This is a genomic window from Humiphilus diazotrophicus (genome assembly GCF_059726315.1).
The window spans coordinates 686,433-703,715 of the sequence record NZ_AP040871.1; the positions used below are offsets into that span (position 1 = coordinate 686,433).

The following is a 17,283-nucleotide window of genomic DNA, read 5'->3' on the forward strand; positions in this document are numbered from 1 at the left end:
TCCCCGCCGAGCTGCTCTGAAATCCACCCGAAAGTGTTATTTGAATCTGACCCTTCAGAGGGCAGCGCCAATTAAGAAAAGGCCATAGGATCTTAGGGCAGAAGGAGTCCTAGCTCATGACCGCAATTGGGAAGGAAGTCAGCCGCGTCGAGGGAGCGGAGAAGGTGCGTGGCCGAGCGCGTTATGCGGCGGATTTTTCCCTCGAAGGGCTAACTTATGCGGCCTTGGTACAGTCAGAGGTACCGCATGGGGAAGTAGATCGGGATGTACTCGAACATAGTACGAAGCGAGTGCTTGCTCTTCCGGGAGTACTGCGGGTTATTACGCCACTAAATTGCCCGCGACTGAATACATTGCCTCGCGACCTTACCTGGGATCTCCCGCTCGAACGTCGGCCGCCGTTATCCGATCTTTCGGTGCAACATGTCGGTCAGCATGTCGCAATAATCGTCGCAGAAACCCCAGAACAAGCAGCTTTGGCAGTTTCTCTTTTCGAGCTGGAATACAGCACATCTCCTGCTTTCTTAAGCATGAAAGCTGCGCTTGAGTTTTCCGAGGTTCCCGAGAAGGAGGGCGGCCAGATTCGTTATGGCAGTTATTATCCAGATCATTTTGTGAAGCTTGTAGAGGAAAAGCTTCAGGATCAACGAGGAGACGAAGCTGAGCCGAAAGCGGATGTGCTTGTTGCCTCCCGGTATACTACAGCTCTCAACGCGCACTATCCCATTGAACTTTCATCAACCATCGCGTTTTGGCAAGATGGAGCACTTACCGTACATGACAGTACACGATGGATAACAGGCGAACGAAAGACTCTTGCCGCATATCTGGAACTCCCAGAGGACAGTGTTCGCATACTTTCCCCATTGGTGGGTGGGGCCTTCGGGTCGAAGAGCTTTCTCTGGATGCATGTGGTACTGGCTGCTGTTGCTGCTCGAGAGGTCCAGAGGCCAGTGAAGCTGGTGCTTACTCGCGAACAGATGTTTTCTTCGACAGGACATCGTCCCCGTACGGAGCAGGAGATCAGAATTGCCTCTACCGCAAGCGGGCTTATTCAGAGCACTGAACACCACACTCTGACCGAGACATCTACAGTAGCTCACTTTTGTGAGCCGGCAGGTCTTTCGACTCGCTTCCTCTATCACTCTCCTCGCATGGTCGTTTCTCATCGTGTGGCACGCATCCATGCTCCCACACCATGTTTCATGCGTGGTCCCGGGGAAGCCCCCGGTCTATTTGCTTTAGAAGTGGCGATGGACGAGCTGGCATACGCTACGGGAGTTGATCCTGTGGAATTGCGGATTCGTAATTATGCCGCCAATGATCAGGCAAGTGGAAAATGCTGGTCGAGCAGCCATCTGCTGGATTGCTATTCACAGGCAGCAGAGCGTTTCGGCTGGAGCCGTCGTTCGTTCACTCCCCGTTCCATGCAGCGCAACGGAGTACAGGTGGGATGGGGCGTGGCAACTGCCACCTATCCTGGAAGGCGCATGCCGGCAGGTTGTCGTGTTACCACATATCTAGATGGGACCGTGGAATTTGCTTCGGCGACTCATGAGGTCGGAAACGGTGTGCGCACTGTGATGACACAGGTCGCTGCCGACGCAGCGGGCCTCGATCCCAATCAAATTGTCTTTCTCTCAGGAGATTCTGAATTTCCTGGAGCTCCTTACAGTGGCGCCTCCCAGACAACTGCCACCGTAGGATCGGCTGTTTTTCTGGCTGCTCAGGAATGGAAGACTCGTCTCATGCGGCTTGCCGCAGAGGTGGAAGGATCTCCATTCTATCGTGTTGATCGAGAATCTTTGGATTTGCGAGAAGGTGCTCTCCATAGGAGAGGAGCTCCAAAGTCATTTCCTATTCGTGATTTTCTTGCGAGCTTGAATGAACGGCACGTAAGTGAAACGCTCAGTTTCACTGTGCAGAGCGAGGTAGGAGATCAGGGGCAATTTACATCGCAGTCGTTTGGTGCGCAGTTTTGTGAGGTCGAGGTCGACGAGGCAATTGGCAGAGCAACCGTTACTCGTTGGGTGGGGATCTTTGATTGTGGCCGCGTGCTAAATCCAAAGCTTGCGCGTAACCAAATTATGGGTGGCATTCTCTTCGGGTTGGGAATGGCCTTGCTCGAGCAGGTTCCCCATGACAGTAGAACCGGACAGTTGATCGGAGAATATTATCTTCCCACTCACGCCGATAGGCCGAAATTTGATATCGGATTCATCGATACGCCTGATTATTCGTTGGATTCTCTTGGTGTTCGAGGTATTGGCGAAATCGGTGTCTGCGGTGTTTCTCCCGCCATTGCGAATGCGATATTCCATGCCACAGGGAAGCGGCTCCGAGACTTGCCCATTACGCTCGAATACCTGATGAAACCGTTTGAACCCTTGGCTGAGGAGAAGAAACAATGAGCGATCAGAAAGATGTGAGCACATCGTATCCAGAAAAATTGTCGATTCATCTTCAGATTAACGGCGATCCCTATGCACTGTCTATTGATCCTCGCACCACTTTAGTGGATCTATTGAGAGAGTATTTGCACCTGACTGGGACCAAGAAGGGCTGTGATCATGGTCTGTGTGGTGCCTGCACTGTCTCGATTGACGGAGAGCGGGCCTTGAGCTGCCTAACACTTGCAGCGTCAATTGATGGTGCCCGGGTGCTTACCATCGAAGGTATCGGAGATCAGGGGCAGTTGAGTGAGCTACAGCAATCTTTTCTGGATCATGATGGCTTTCAGTGCGGGTATTGTACCCCCGGGCAGATCTCCTCTGCTCATGCCCTGTTGTGTGAACATGCACGTGGCGATTTGAGCATGGTCTCCTTTGAAGGCACTCGGCAGGAAGTCGTAAGCGGGCAAATCGAATTGACCGAACATGAAATTCAAGAGCGCATGGCAGGTAACATCTGTCGCTGCGGAGCGTACGCCAATATTATTGCCGCCGTACAAGCTGTAGAGAAAGCGGGCGCCTAGTGAAGTCTTTCCAGTTTCAGCATGCAGGAACTATCGAACATGCGATCGATAGTGTGGTTGCTACCGGAGGAAGATATCTTGCTGGCGGAACGAATCTTGTCGACTTGATGAAAAACAATGTCGAACAGCCTCTAGCTCTCGTCGATCTGCGACGGCTTGATCTCAAAAAGATTCTTCCTACTGCATCCGGCGGAGTATTGATCGAATCCGGCGTAAGCAACAGCGCTCTGGCAAACCATCCCTTGATTCGTACACAATACCCCGTGTTGTCTCAGGCCATTTTGAGTGGCGCTACTACGCAACTTCGCAATATGGCAACAGCGGGTGGAAACCTGTTGCAGCGAACGCGCTGTCCGTATTTCATGCAGACTTCGTTCAAGGCCTGTAACAAACGTGTGCCCCATAGCGGTTGTGCCGCAAGAGATGGGTTCAATCGCGAGCATGCGATCTTTGGTGCCAGCGATAGTTGTGTGGCTATTCATCCCTCGGATATGGCTATTGCATTGGAGATTTTGGATGCGACTGTTCATGTGCAAGGGCCGGAAGGGAAGCGCGCCGTACCTTTGAATGAATTTTTTCGCCTCCCAGGAGAGACACCGCAGTTTGATAACACTCTGAAACCTGCAGAACTTATTCTGGCCATCGAGTTGCCTCCATCCGGTTTTGGTTGCCATTCCTGGTATCTGAAGGTGCGTGACAGGCACAGTTACGCGTTTGCACTGGTATCTGTAGCTGCCGGGCTTGAGTTGAGGGATGGTGTGATTTGTCGGGCCGGTATTGCCTTGGGCGGGGTGGCGCCTAAGCCATGGCGTGTGCGTGAGGCGGAAGCAAGCTTGATCGGAAAGCTACCATCAACGCAGGCATTTCATATCGCTGCTGAGAGTGCCCTCACGGGGGCGGTACCTCTTTCACAGAATGCATTCAAAGTCGATTTGTGCAAGCACAGTGTAGTACGCACGTTGACTTTGGCTAGCAGCGGTCCACAGACTCGTTAACGGTTCTCGCAAAGAGAGGAATTAGAAATGGCAATTCATCATCAGCCTGCTTCCGGTATTGGAGAACCTATTGTTTATCGCACCATTGCCTTGGAAGAACACTTTACTACCGCTGAGTTTCTGCGAGCTACGCGACCTTTTTTGGATCCTTTGGCTTCTTCCTCCAGTCTGGAGGAAAAGTTGCTTGACATAGATTCTGGGCGTCTAGCGGCTATGAATGCAGGTGGTGTGGATATACAGGTCCTTTCTCTGGCTGCTACCGGTCAAGACAAATTGGCTCCTTCTGATGCGACCCTCCTGGTTCACGATGCCAACGATGTTGCACATGATGCCACGCGGAGACATCCGGAACGGTTTCGTATGTTTGCAAGTCTAGCGCTTGGCGATCCGATCGTTGCAGCCAAGGAGCTTGAGCGAGGAGTGAGAAAGCTTGGCTGTGTCGGCGGGTTTCTGAATGGCACGGAAGGGGGCAGCTTTCTCGACGATCCGCGATATCTGCCGGTATTCGAAGCAGCCGAGGCTCTGAATGTTCCCTTATACCTACATCCCACACCTCCACCACCTTCCGTACAGGACGCTTATTTTAGTTGTTTACCGCAGGCAAGCGCGTACTTTCTTTCCACTGCAGGATGGGGCTGGCACGCCGAATTAGGTATGCATTGCTTACGGCTAATTCTTGGAGGTGTGTTCGACCGATTCCCCCGGTTGCAAATCATTATCGGTCATATGGGAGAAAATCTTCCTTTTTCTCTTTTGCGTGCTCAGGATGGGCTGCCTTCCTCTGTTACAGGTTTAAAAAGAAGTGTGTCGGAGTATTTTCTTCAACATTTTTGTATTACAACTAGCGGATATTTCACTCACCCCCCATTTCATTGTGCTGTCGAGGTATTAGGTGTGGATCGAGTGCTTTATTCAATTGACTATCCTTATCGCACGAACACAGCTGGAGCTCGTTTTCTGGAGAGTTTGGACATTACGCCCGATGATCTGAGGAAGATTGCATCGGGAAACGCAGAACGTGTTTTGAAACTATCTGATTAGGACCAGAATGGACTCACAAAACATATCGCAATAGCCGTTCTTGAAAATTGCAGGGAGTTATAGGGCTTCGGACTTTTATCCCCATCCCTCAAGGAATCCGCGTCTCATTGCAATCAGTACGGCATGCGTGCGGTCGTTTGCTCCCAGCTTTGCCATGATGTTTTTCATGTGTCCCTTCACTGTATCTTCCGATATCGAAAGATGATCTGCGACGATTTTGTTAGAACGTCCGGCAGCTACGGCGCGCAAAACTTCAACTTCCCGTTTAGAGAGATCGTCTACGGGGTAGCGCTGTGCCAATATTGCTGCGACCTCGGGTGAAATGCGCAAACGTCCCACGTGGACATCGCGGATAGTACTTATCAACTCGGTTCTCAGCATGCTTTTCAGAAGGTAACCGGCAGCACCAGCTTTGAGAGCTCGCGATGCCTGGACATCTCCTGAGTAGGTGGTTAGTACTACTATTTTCGCTTTTGGGAACGTCTGACGAATTACCTCCATAGCGCTTATGCCATTTATTCCCGGCATTTGTAAATCCATTAATGTCACATCTGGGCGTAAACGATGGAACTCGATAATTGCTTCTTCTCCGTTTGAGGCTTCCCCTACTAGCTCCATATCATTTTGAAGTTGTAATACCAGGGAGATTCCATCGCGAACGAGGGGATGATCATCCACGCAAAGTACACGAATCTTGCAGGTGCAAGACATGAGTTTTGACCTCCTACTCCACAAAATTCAAAGATTGCTACAGACGACTAGAGCGGAATTGGGATAGCTGTGTATCTGCAAGCCGGCAGAGAATGGCGCCGCTTCCCGTGAAGAAAAGCTGCATTTAACTTTGCTGGCTCAGGCACAGTAACCCTGATTCTGTCCTGATATGACCACTGAATTAGTTTTCTAGAAGCGATTTTGTCAGAACCGAGATTTTGGAGATAGATTAGCGAAGACCTGCGTTCACAATGACGAACGCAGGTCTTCAATCATAATCAGAAGGCTAGTCCAGCTGTTTGCGTGTGGACTCAAAGAGAAACCAGGCGCGACGCTGCGACTGATCGATGTAGTTCTCCAGAATGCTGGCCGTGGCTACGTCTCCTGCGTCATCACATAAGGCATGAGCTGCTCTCATGCTTAGGACGAGAGATTTTTCATCCTCATGCAACTCGCTTAGCATATCGGCAGGTGTCACATAATCGGCGTCATTGTCCGCAATCCGCTGCAGACGCACAATGTGGCCTATTGAGCGGATTGTTGTGCCCCCAATCTTGCGAACACGTTCTGCGAGTTCATCGGTCATAGCGAAGAGCTGGTCGCCATGTTCGTCAAGAAGAAGATGGTAGTCGCGGAAGTGGGGACCGCTCATATGCCAGTGGAAGTTCTTGGTTTTGAGGTAGATGCTGAATACATCTGCCAAAAGTGCGTTTAATGCACCGGTAATCTGGCTGGCAGCTTCAGGATCGATGTCTGAAGGTGTAAGCAGAGGTTGTTTCTGACGATTGATGAGATCAGATTTTGTAGACATCGGATTTCCTTTCATTAAGTACATGAGACAAAGATATTTAGGAGAAGATTTGCCGCGCTGCTAAATAGAAACAGATCCTATGCAGCGTGAAGTGGTACAAAGAGCCATTTCATTGAAATAGACTCTTTGCCCGTTATTCTGCTTGCAGTTATGCCTTGATGAAGGCAAGAAGATCCGCATTGATAACATCAGCGTGCGTAGTTGCCATGCCATGCGGAAATCCTTTGTAGATCTTCAGTGTTCCATTTTTGACAAGCTTGGATGATAACAGAGCTGAATCTGCAATTGGTACGATCTGGTCATCATCGCCGTGCATGATTAAGACGGGAACTTCAATTTTCTTCAAGTCTTCGGTGAAGTCGGTTTCCGAGAATGCCTTGATGCAATCGTAATGGGCCTTGGTGCCGCCCATCATGCCTTGACGCCACCAATTGTCAATGGTGCCCTGGTATATCGTAGCGTTCGGGCGATTGAAGCCATAAAAAGGGCCTGCTGCAACATCGCGGTAGAACTGAGCGCGATTCGCCACCAGTGCTGTGCGGAAACCATCAAAGACTTCGAGCGGCAGTCCACCCGGATTCTTCTCGGATTTAACCATAATTGGTGGTACGGCACCGATCAGCACTGCCTTCGCTACACGACCGGCTTCGGCGCGGGCTACATAATGTGCAACTTCACCGCCACCCGTGGAATGGCCTACATGGATGGCATTTTTCAAGTCCAGTGCAGAAGCGAGTGCAGCTACATCTGCTGCATAGGTATCCATTTCATTGCCGGTATCTGTCTGAGTGGATCGTCCGTGACCGCGGCGATCATGGGCAATAACGCGATATCCATGCAAGAGGAAGAACATCATTTGATTGTCCCAGTCATCTGCGCTTAACGGCCAGCCGTGATGAAATACAATTGGCTGTGCATCTTTGGACCCCCAGTCCTTATAAAAGATCGTGGTACCGTCCTTGACTGTAATCGTGTTCACGTCGTTCTCCTTTTGATTCTGCTGTTATGTGAAGGGAAGGTTCTATTCATTGCTGTTCGGCAACTGAGAGACTAGGTATTAGTAATGTCTGTCGGTAATTCTTGATCGCAATATCTACTGCGAACTTGTCTTTATATCGCTCTTCTGTTGTGAAAGAAGCGGCTGAAGCCATTCATGGGCAGCTTGTATTTCTTTAGGCAGCACCATGTGCGGCCTTCCCGGATGCCTCAGCGTGTGAACGGAAGCTCCCATTTGAGTGAATTGATCAGCGGTCTCCTGAACTCGAGTCCAAGGAACGTGCGGATCTGGGTCTCCGGAACTGAGAAGAATTGGAGTTCGAGAAAGCCTCCCCGGGTGATGGAGGTCGGAACCTTGCGGTCCTAATAAGCCTCCGGTAAAGGCCACTAGAGCACCATAGCGGCGTGGGTAGCATGCTATATATTCGGAAGCAAGGCAGGCTCCCTGAGAGAAGCCCACGATAGCAACACGCTCAGTAGGGATCTTTGCTTCTTCACATCGATTCACTAGGCTATGGATCAATTCCATGGCCGATGTCAGCCAAGGCTCATTGCTGGGAATCGGTGCGAGGAAAGAATTCGGATACCAGGTATTTCCTGCAGCTTGAGGAGCTAGCAGACTGACATCCTCTAGATCTAGCTCACTTCCCAGTGCAAGGATGTCTTCGGCCGATCCACCTCGGCCATGCAACAAGATGATTGCCGCTGCGGCATTCCGGAGTGCAATTCCACTTTCAAAAACCGCAGCATCGCGATGTGGTGAATGAGTATTTGCGCTCATTGGTTTTGCCTCTGGAGGGGAAGCGTAATGGCTGGGAGCACACCTTCGATGATGTTGCGTTTGGGTTCAAGCCAAGGTGGCAACTTCAAGGCCTCGCCTAAAGATTCAATGGATTCGTCATATGTGAATCCTGGTGGATCGGTGGCAATTTCGAATAAAACGCCCCCTGGTTCACGAAAATAGATGGAATGGAAATATGATCGATCTAGCACTGGGGTGACATTAAGTTGGAGTTTCTTTAGTTCCTCTCGCCAAGCTTGCTGTTCGCCATCATTGGCGGCGCGAAAGGCAATGTGATGAACGCTTCCGGCGCCCATCTGTCCGTAGACAAGTTGAGGCTGAACCAGTATATCCACATGGGATCCAAGTGCACCGTTGGGTGCAGAAAATCGGTAGCGATTACCTTCTTGAGCGATTTGGTGGAATCCCATTCTCTCCAAAACAGCTGCAGTGTGCTCAAAACCGGCTTCGCAGAGGGTGACTCCGAAGAATCCTCGTATGCTATGCTCTGCAGAAATATCACTGGTGCGGGCCACATGTGTGGGCACTTCGATTTCATGTCCTACTAATTCGAGCCTCATCCCGTCCGGATCTGCAAAGAGGAGGACAGAATCCCCAAAGCGCAAGTATCCACGTTCAACCGGAATTCCGGCGTCGAGCAGACGTTTCTCCCAGAAAACTAACGATGTAGCCGGCACGCTAAATGATGTAGCCGAAGTCTCTCCGACTCCTATGCTTCCTTTGTTCGCATGGGGCCAGGGGAAAAAGGTCAGAATTGTTCCCGGAGTACCGGCATCGTCGCCGAAATAAAAGTGATAGGTCCCCGGATCATCAAAATTGACGGTTCTTTTTACCAGCCGTAATCCCAGCAGTTCGGTGTAGAAATCAAGGTTGCGTTGTGGGTCTGATGCAATAGCTGTCACATGATGAAGCCCGGCGATAGGGTCTGGCATGTTTTGACGCTCCTAAGTCGAAGGCGCAGAGATTCGTCGACCAATCTTCTTTGCCGCTTTCCATTCAATCGCAAATGACGGCGTCTGCCGATACCCATCCAAGTGTTTTTATACTCACTCTTTCGGGTAATACTGGATTCAGAAGAGGAGAATGAATTTAGCGCATTTGGAGGATTGAAAGTGGCACTTTAGGCCTGTATTTGATGTTCCTTCGCTGGGATATTGATTCTATTGCCTGGTCAATAGGGTCTGGGCTGTTTGGCGTGCGGCTTTCCCTTCAATGCCATTCAAGAAGAAATTACCATAGAGGTCTTGTCCCGCCCTCAATTTCTCTGGTTTCTCCTCTCCTCGTACGACGCGTGTAAGCTGACGGAAGTATTCGAACCGCTCCACACCCGGAGTAATGATGATCGATACTTCTGCATTACTGCTTCGTTCTACTTGAGATTAGGTACACCAACCATGGTGTGCATTCTTTGTGCATCTTCTTCTTGAGATGTAAGAAGAAAGCAAAGAGTCCTAGAGCATTGAGATTCCGCAGAGGTCAGCCTCATCTTCCGGTGATTTTGCGATGGAGTTGCTAGAGCAGGCTACGTTGCTAGGGCTAGATCTTCAGGAGGAATATCCTAGGAACAACAAAAGAGAAGTAAGCTTAATAATAGAAGATGCTCTCGACTGAAAGTAGTTATGAGGGATTATCTGAAAGTTTGTGAATCGGACGCCTTCTCCGATTCACAAAGCAGAGACTAAAAATCCTGATGCCGTTTCCCGGGACGGGATGTGAGACGGGAAAGAATAAACTCCTGAGCAACGCTGCTGATCATACGCTCGGCCGTGTTGATGGCAAAGGTACCGAAAACCAAGCCTGGTCCACGATTGGATTCCGGATAATAGGTATTCGATAAGGCACTGGATATTAGGTCGCCACCAATTGTTGAATAATTTGGTTGAGGACGACCATCATCGCCTCTACAGACAAAAGGGCTGGAAAGTGCGTGGCGAAGGCGTGATTTTGTTGTGCCCGTTCCCTGATAAAAATATCGTGGATCCTGATGGAGCAGAGATGGCAGAATCGCGCCACCTATCAAAATATTGCCAAAACCATCTGCAGCTACGGTTCCAACACGCTGTCCATACCCCTTAGCCCCTTGAGGATAATCCGGAGTATTAGCGACCTGATTTACTCCGGCTAAAAATGTTACACCAGCAGCTGTCACCGGATTGGTAGCCGTCTTCAGTGCAAGCCTGAATTTTAATTTAGCAGTGAGGGGTACAACGTTTGTTGAGTCGTAGACGACATAAAAGTTTGGAATAAAACCCAGAACCTTCTGCTGCTCTTCAACTCGAACCTGTTCGGTGGCAATTTGTTCCGAAGAGGCATATACAGTCACGGACGTAACAGCATCTGTGATCTGAAGTCTGATGCCTGTTAATTGAAGCGTTGGATCATCCGTCTTTAGGGTCACAGCTGGAGATGTCCAACTTGTGAATCCCTTTGCCTGAATCGTTACGCGATACGGCGATCCCAATCGAAGACCGTGAAACTCAAATGATCCGTTGTCATTTGCAGTGGTCGTCTGGTGCTCGCTGGAGCTAAGCCCTTCGAGGATAGCTATTGCAGCAGGAACGACATTATCGTTTACATCAACAACAATGCCATTGATAGTCCCAGACTGTGGGCTGACGGCCGTGCTCTGTTGTGCTCCCGCCGGTATTGCTAGAGCCAAACAAAGCATAAAGAGGCAAGTCCTCAACATTAACAATTCCTCTCGGAGGCTGAAAAATAAAGAGCATGAAGGCTCCCGATGGCCCTCCTCGCTGTCTCCGACACTTATTACCTGTCAACTGTAAAATTTCGACAGTGCCGATGGCAGTTGCAGGCAATCAGTAATAGCTCCGTTGATTGTTTGATTAACCAACTCGCAAAATGGATCTAAAAAAATGTTGCCCATCCAAAAATTTTTGTGCAGGATGCGTCAAGAAAGTGCGCTCGATCACACTGGTCTAGCTTGAGGGGAGATATATAACCGCGCAGATCTTTGACCATACTCTAAATGTTGTAGAGGCCTTCTTGGCTTGATCGCACCTGCCGATACACCGGGCGCAATCTGGAATTCGCCGCAGTTTCGCGCGCTCTACGATCGCCGTTCCTTCATTGCGTAATATTCCAGATGCGCTGATTGTTTACCGGAATTGACAATATTTTATGTATTCACCACGTGGTTAATATCCGTCAGATGAGATATCGGCAGTTTCCCGGAGGAAAGCTCCGATCCCCCCTAAAACCGTTCGATTCACAATCTGCAGCTTGCGAGCTCCTCCTTATCCGCTCCGCATCGTAGACGCAAATGGGAATCTCCTATATATTCAACGCTGGTTGAATAATCTTTGATGCTCCGCCCGATAATGAACAAGGCCCCTAAGCAGATCAAGAAACGTGGTCCTGGGAGACCTGCAAAGCAGGAGCCAGATCGTGCACCTTTCTTGCTCCAGGCAGCACGACGCTCATTTGCTTCTTTCGGATTTGAAGCTGCTACTTTACGTGGAATAGCTGCGAAAGCTGGCGTTGACCATACTTTGGTCAGCCATCGTTTTGGCTCGAAGGAAGCTCTGTGGGAAGCAGTGGTGGATCAGCAGGTTGCGTATATGGTGCCCTTTGTCAAAAGGCTCAAAGAACTCCAGACGCAATCTGATATTCCTATCAGAATCCGTCTTGAAACAGCCATCGGCCACTTGATCTCTGCGGCTTTTGGTGAGCCCGACTGCGGTTTGATCCTCTCGAGAATTAGCTCTGAACAAGGGAAACAGCTCGATATTCTAATGAAGAAGTTGTTCCGTCCTGTTTATGACGCTCTTTATCCCCTACTTCAGGAAGCTGCAAAGGCGAAGATTATTGAGAAGCAAAATCTAACTTTGCTTCATTTCATGATCCTCAATGCGATTGTGATGTCAGTCTCATACCGGCATCTCCTCGGTTACTTCGGAGGAGATTTTGAGAATACAGAAAAGCTTAAAAAAGACATGCGCCGGTCTTTAATTCTGAACTTTCTCGCTGTTTCCCCTGCCCATTCCGATCGTTTTTCATCAGTGAAATCAAAGAAACGTTAATGCATTATGACTTTCGGTGTGGGTCATCATAGGCTGTCCGGCATTCTCTGAGCCCCAGAAAGGGTAGTACTTTTTGTTTCAGAGCAATCCTCATTGCTTCTTGCCCATAACCGATTACCGCATCGATGAATTTGTGGCAGCGTGCATAAAAATCTACCAGTCAAGAGGATCAGGCAATAAGTCGAGAGGATCGGGATACCTCTTTGGTCTGATTACGCTATAAGCTTTGAATGGGGAAAAATAGTAGTTCGCGAAGCTGGTGATAAAGGCTGCATACGAAAATGCCAGTGAAATGCTGAAACGAGCGATCGGAAGGGGAACGCCCTGCAGTAGCTCTATAGTTCTTTTGTAGAAAGGCTAGGACGGAATTATGTTTGGGACAAAGGCTGAATCATTTCGTGACGACATCTGCAAGTGTCACTTGAGGAATTTACAACGTTGGGTATCTGGCTTGTCTGAAGTTGTTGCGACGCCTGAGAAACGAAAATCTGCTTCTTTATCAGAGAATGTGGCTGGTATGGAACGAGCACTGGCATCTTTTTACGCGGCAGTTGCTGAACAGTATGGACAAGAAGAGGCCGTAAGAGCTGCTCAGAATTGGATTGAGGAGTTTGAGGTTTTAGAGGCACAAGAACTCGCCGATTGGCGTTCCGTTACTGTTTTAGCATCGCGTCGTCTCGCCTCCCGTGTCGGGGCATCTGCACATATTGAGGGTGTTTCTGCCAGTATCTAGTTCGCGTTGTAAAACAGTGGAGTTATTTGCTTCGCAATTGATCGGTTCTAGCCTCGATCTGACGCTTGTCTGATCTTCTATATGCATAGTTTTCTATTCTTTGCCCTATTCTCACGATGGTCTGTGGCATTTTCTTAGCCGATACATAATCGGCTAAGAAAATGCTGTGAGTTGGTTCTGGTTGGCATAGCGGATCTGATGGCTAGAGCAAAACCAGCGTAAGTGTATCCCGAATCACAACTCCCTACGTAGGTGTTTCGTCAAGAAAACCTGCACATCGCCGAATTTGGATAGGACATAGTAACGCTAGTTTTGCTCTGGAGCTCTCCCACAAGATACAGATTCCGGCTACAAGTGCCCTCACTCTCCCAGGCCCAAAAGATTGGCAGGCATGATTCTGAGGTGTAACTTCAGTAAGTGCTGTTCAGCTTGAAGAGCATACGAAGATCATCCATTCGTAAAAGATTCGCCATCCGGATTACAGCATGACATTTTTGAAACCTTGCTTCTCCTGATGTTTGTTGTCATTGTGTTTTTACATCTGGCATGGCGTCTTTCTCTACCTTATCCAGCCATACTTGCGGGGGGGGGGAATCCTTGCTTTTATCCCTGGGGACCCCGATGATTGAGATCCAGTTGGAGACTTGTCTAGCACTCTTCATTGTGCTTGTGCTACTAGACGCCGCCTATGACTTCCCGCCCGGTGCGGCGCGGCGGTTTTAGAGGATTTTCCGAAATACTGTGAACTTTCCAAGTAAGGGGAAGAGCGGCTTTCTTTGGCGGAAAGCCGCGCCAACTCCTATTTGCTTCGGTCTACATCTTTTCGGGAAATGCTCTAGCGCCCCTGACTGAATACGCGGTGCTGGCAGTGCTTTTGACAACGTGCATTGTGCATGGGGCGCGAATGTTCTGATTGGGCTTGAGTATTACAGAATGCCCCTTGCTCAAGAGGCATTCTGTAACCCGGAATACTATCTAGAATTGGATGCGAGTTCCGAATTGAATTACGCGTGGACCACCACCACCAAGACCTGGATTGCCTTGAGCTACGTCTGGAGTTTGAGAGATAACTCCCATCGCCAATGGCTGGCCTTCTGCATTGCTACCGAATGAAAGTGATCCGTTAGGCAGCGCGAAATTTGGATGATTGAACAAGTTGAAGATCTCTGCACGAAGTTGCAACTCGATCTTCTCTCGTATTTGTGTGGACTTGGCCAATGAGAAATCTGTATTCCAAAAGCCCGGTCCATAGATCTGATTCCTACCCAAGTTCCCGAAGGTACCTGCGTCCGGTTGCATAAAAGCTGCCGGGTTGAGATAGCCCGTTGTAGGCGACCAGTGTTTGAGGATGGGATTGACGCCGGCGACGACATTTGGACGTTGACGGTAATTCGACCGTCCACTGGTGTCGTTTGAGGTCACGATTGGAATTGGCCTTCCACTCTGGATCGTGTCAATAGTATTTAATTGCCAGCCTTTGCTCAGCCATGAAGGCCCGAACGAAAGACTTGGCACCATATAGTTGAGCGCGATGGTAAAGCGTTGTCTGGTATCGAAGGTGGAGTTGCCATGTTCTGCGCGCAGGTTAAATGAGTCCTGAGGCATTGCCGCTCCAGCAGCAAAGTCGATGCCGTCGCTGGCATCGTCAATAGAGTGCGACCAGGTATGGCTTGCGAATCCAGAAAGCCCGTGCCAATTACGGAGGCGTAACGTTGCTTGTAGAGCGTGATAGTTCGAGGCGGCCTGTGTTGCCAGGACAGCGATCTGTGCATAGTTTGCATTGGGACGATTACCATTTGCGTCTGATTGATTTGCATCATATAGACGAGTCAAACGGGTTCCTTTAGAACCGACATAACCAATCTCATACGAAGCTGCTTGTCCTAGCTCTTGCTGCACATTCAGATTCCAGCTTTGTGTGTATGGCACACTAAAGCTGCTATTTGTGGCAAATATGCTGTTGGCTCCCGAATATGCGGTATATGCAGGTCCACTTCCTGTAGCCCAGGCATTACTGTCGAAATTGAGCGGTACTACGGGTTTGGTTCCGATGGGATTGGTCGTAATGCCTGCTGCATTCGTGTAGTTAGCGATCAGAAGATTTTGCGGAATGTAGTCGTAATACAAGCCATATCCGGCACGGACGACAGTCTTCTCCGTTGCGCGATATGCAAAGCCTAGACGCGGAGAGAAGTTCGTGAGTGTGTGTTTGTAGCTACGGCCTTGCACGAGCTGACCGGTACGGAAATCGAAGTTCGAGATCAGTCCATCTTGCTCTCCGAGGGGGCCGAAGTACTCCCAGCGCAGGCCTCCATTGAGGGTCAGGCGATCTGTCAATCGATAGTCATCCTGAAGAAATGCGCCAAGGTTATTGTTTGTTGTTATACGTTTTGTATTTCCAGTATTGATGCTGGTATAGATATCGCCAAGATAGTAGCTGGTGAGGATATTGACAACAGAATCTGACGAATAGAGATTATTGCCTGTAGAATCTGTCTCGAAGTTTACGCTTAGTAGACCGCGTTCCAGATTGTCGTTATAGGAGTCGACAAGGGCACGACGGTATTCAGCTCCAAATTTAATCGCGTGCTTCTGCTTGTTGATCGAGAAGTTATCGAGTATCTGCAGAGTTTGACTGGTGCGGCCGCGAGGAATGCTATAGGCCGAAGCACCCAGATTCTCTACAATTCCATTGAAGTCAATCTCTGGCAGTCCCTTTTTCCCATTACCCAACAGTAGACCAATTGAACTTGGGTCGAAATTAGCATCTGCTCCTGCGAAAGAGCTGTGATAGCGGGAATATCCGAAGCGCAACTCGTTCAGTCTGTTTCCACTCAATACGGAAAGCAAACCAGCCGATACGAGATGTACGTCTGTTGGAGAGGCCTGTGCGAACTGTGCAATGCGTGAGCCAGCACCGTACCCCAGTCCGCCGAGCGGGAAGCGTTGATCGCTTGAACTATAGGCATAGTTAGCAAATATGCTTTCGCTTGAGTTGAACTGATGATCAATTTTTGCAATTACGCTATTGAGATCATTCTTATCGTTGACGACACCGTTCAATTGGCCAGTGGTTGAAGAAGGGAAGAAACCAAGGACTTTATCGAGGGCGGGATTAAGAGAGGCGCCCAACTGCTGTTGTGCGATCGTCTTTGCGGAAGCGATTTGAGTGCTGGTAGGAACAAAGAGAGTGAAGTCACTGGCTACTCGTTCCCGTTGGCCTTCATAAGCTGCAAAGAAGAAGGTACGGTTCTTCACCAGTGGTCCTCCCAGTGAACCACCAAATTGATTGTTCTTGAAGGGGCTTTGCGGGTTTACCGTGCCGTTTTGATTGGTTCGAGTGTTGAAATAATTGCGCGCATCGAATGCTGCATTGCGCACGTATTCAAATACGGTTCCGTGAAATTGGTTGGTGCCCGACTTGGTAAGAATATTGACGGTAGCGCCGCTATTGCGTCCATATTCTGCCGGAGCTTGTGTTTGCAAATTGAATTCCTGAATAGCGTCGATTGGCAGCAAGGAGGCGGGCGCGCCTGTGATACCTACCTGATTCAGTGCTGAATTGTTGAAGAATGGATCATTGTCGTCTGTGCCATCCAGCAGGTAGTTGTTTGACCGGTCTCGGTTGCCATTAATGTTAAATTGCCCAAAACCTTTTTCTGTTCCGGCGACTCCTGAGCCCTCTACTGTGACACCCGGAGTGAGCGCCACCAACTTGCCGAAATCCCGGCCATTTAGAGGAAAATCTACGACCAGCCGGTTATCCACGACTTGCGAGAGAGTATCGCGGGTGGGATCGGTTAGCGGGGCGACCGCATCAACGCGTACTTGCTGTTCAAGCTGCGCGATATGGCCAAGTTCGAAATCGATGTTTGTGTCGAGACCGACGTTGACCGCCACTCTTTTCTTTACAGGTTGCAGTCCCGCACTCTCGGCAGAGACTTCATAGTCTCCTGATGGTAGTTCGCGAAGCACGAAACTGCCGTCGTTGTTGACTTGTACGGTGCGTGTTGCCCCTGTTGCAAGGCTGCGGGCGATCACCTTGGCTTGCGTAAGCACAGCCCCGGAGTTGTCGCGCACTTGTCCTGTAATTCCTCCGCGAAATGACTGTGCTCCGGCCGCTGTAATGAATAGAGCTAGGAGCAACGGCCATAGCACAATTTGAATTTTCTTGTTCATT

Annotated in this window: 13 protein-coding genes; 6 read left to right on the forward strand and 7 right to left on the reverse strand. The window is 49.6% G+C overall.

Going from position 1 to position 17,283, the window contains the following annotated elements; translation table 11 throughout:
- The first annotated feature begins 116 nt into the window (after positions 1 to 116).
- From AC6I7T_RS32615 to AC6I7T_RS32630, 4 genes are read left to right on the forward strand one after another with little or no spacing between them, the layout of a single operon-like run.
- On the forward strand, positions 117 to 2,411 hold the full coding sequence (locus AC6I7T_RS32615) for a xanthine dehydrogenase family protein molybdopterin-binding subunit (RefSeq protein ID WP_497794862.1): 2,295 nt from the start codon (positions 117 to 119) through the stop codon (positions 2,409 to 2,411).
- Positions 2,408 to 2,974, forward strand: a complete 567-nt coding sequence (locus AC6I7T_RS32620; protein WP_497794864.1) for a (2Fe-2S)-binding protein — start codon at positions 2,408 to 2,410, stop codon at positions 2,972 to 2,974. The genes AC6I7T_RS32615 and AC6I7T_RS32620 overlap by 4 nt, the downstream gene beginning before the upstream one ends.
- Positions 2,974 to 3,969, forward strand: coding sequence for an FAD binding domain-containing protein (locus AC6I7T_RS32625; protein WP_497794865.1), 996 nt, complete (start codon positions 2,974 to 2,976; stop codon positions 3,967 to 3,969). Before AC6I7T_RS32620 ends, AC6I7T_RS32625 begins: the two co-directional genes overlap by 1 nt.
- 27 nt (positions 3,970 to 3,996) lie before the next feature.
- The gene (locus tag AC6I7T_RS32630; RefSeq protein ID WP_497794866.1) at positions 3,997 to 5,010 is read left to right on the forward strand and encodes an amidohydrolase family protein; all 1,014 of its coding nucleotides are present in this window, start codon (positions 3,997 to 3,999) and stop codon (positions 5,008 to 5,010) included.
- 75 nt (positions 5,011 to 5,085) lie between these two features.
- Here the strand turns inward: AC6I7T_RS32630 and AC6I7T_RS32635 are convergent, their stop codons facing one another.
- The 6 genes from AC6I7T_RS32635 to AC6I7T_RS32660 form a co-directional block, all read right to left on the reverse strand.
- Complete coding sequence (locus AC6I7T_RS32635; RefSeq protein ID WP_497794868.1) at positions 5,086 to 5,721, reverse strand: response regulator; 636 nt, start codon at positions 5,719 to 5,721, stop codon at positions 5,086 to 5,088.
- Positions 5,722 to 6,007: 286 nt separating this feature from the next.
- Entirely contained in the window at positions 6,008 to 6,532 is a 525-nt protein-coding gene (locus tag AC6I7T_RS32640) for a Dps family protein (RefSeq protein WP_497794869.1), read from the reverse strand.
- Between the two features lie 148 nt (positions 6,533 to 6,680).
- Entirely contained in the window at positions 6,681 to 7,511 is an 831-nt protein-coding gene (locus AC6I7T_RS32645) for an alpha/beta fold hydrolase (RefSeq protein ID WP_497794870.1), read from the reverse strand.
- A 114-nt stretch (positions 7,512 to 7,625) separates the two neighbouring features.
- Positions 7,626 to 8,309, reverse strand: coding sequence for an alpha/beta hydrolase (locus AC6I7T_RS32650; protein WP_497794872.1), 684 nt, complete (start codon positions 8,307 to 8,309; stop codon positions 7,626 to 7,628).
- Positions 8,306 to 9,262, reverse strand: a complete 957-nt coding sequence (locus AC6I7T_RS32655; protein WP_497794874.1) for a ring-cleaving dioxygenase — start codon at positions 9,260 to 9,262, stop codon at positions 8,306 to 8,308. The genes AC6I7T_RS32650 and AC6I7T_RS32655 overlap by 4 nt, the downstream gene beginning before the upstream one ends.
- 746 nt (positions 9,263 to 10,008) lie before the next feature.
- On the reverse strand, positions 10,009 to 11,019 hold the full coding sequence (locus AC6I7T_RS32660) for a carboxypeptidase-like regulatory domain-containing protein (RefSeq protein ID WP_497794875.1): 1,011 nt from the start codon (positions 11,017 to 11,019) through the stop codon (positions 10,009 to 10,011).
- A gap of 727 nt (positions 11,020 to 11,746) precedes the next feature.
- Here AC6I7T_RS32660 and AC6I7T_RS32665 point away from each other — a divergent pair.
- Together AC6I7T_RS32665 and AC6I7T_RS32670 are read left to right on the forward strand one after the other, a co-directional pair.
- Positions 11,747 to 12,370 carry a TetR/AcrR family transcriptional regulator gene (locus tag AC6I7T_RS32665; RefSeq protein WP_497794877.1) on the forward strand — a complete coding sequence of 208 codons (624 nt, stop codon included), beginning with the start codon at positions 11,747 to 11,749 and terminating at the stop codon, positions 12,368 to 12,370.
- Positions 12,371 to 12,887: 517 nt separating this feature from the next.
- Complete coding sequence (locus tag AC6I7T_RS32670; protein WP_497794879.1) at positions 12,888 to 13,103, forward strand: hypothetical protein; 216 nt, start codon at positions 12,888 to 12,890, stop codon at positions 13,101 to 13,103.
- Positions 13,104 to 14,078: 975 nt separating this feature from the next.
- On the opposite strand, the gene AC6I7T_RS32675 is transcribed toward AC6I7T_RS32670, so the two are convergent.
- Positions 14,079 to 17,282 (reverse strand): TonB-dependent receptor, encoded by a 3,204-nt coding sequence (locus AC6I7T_RS32675; protein WP_497794881.1) that lies wholly within the window; start codon positions 17,280 to 17,282, stop codon positions 14,079 to 14,081.
- Between the last annotated feature and the right edge of the window lies 1 nt (position 17,283).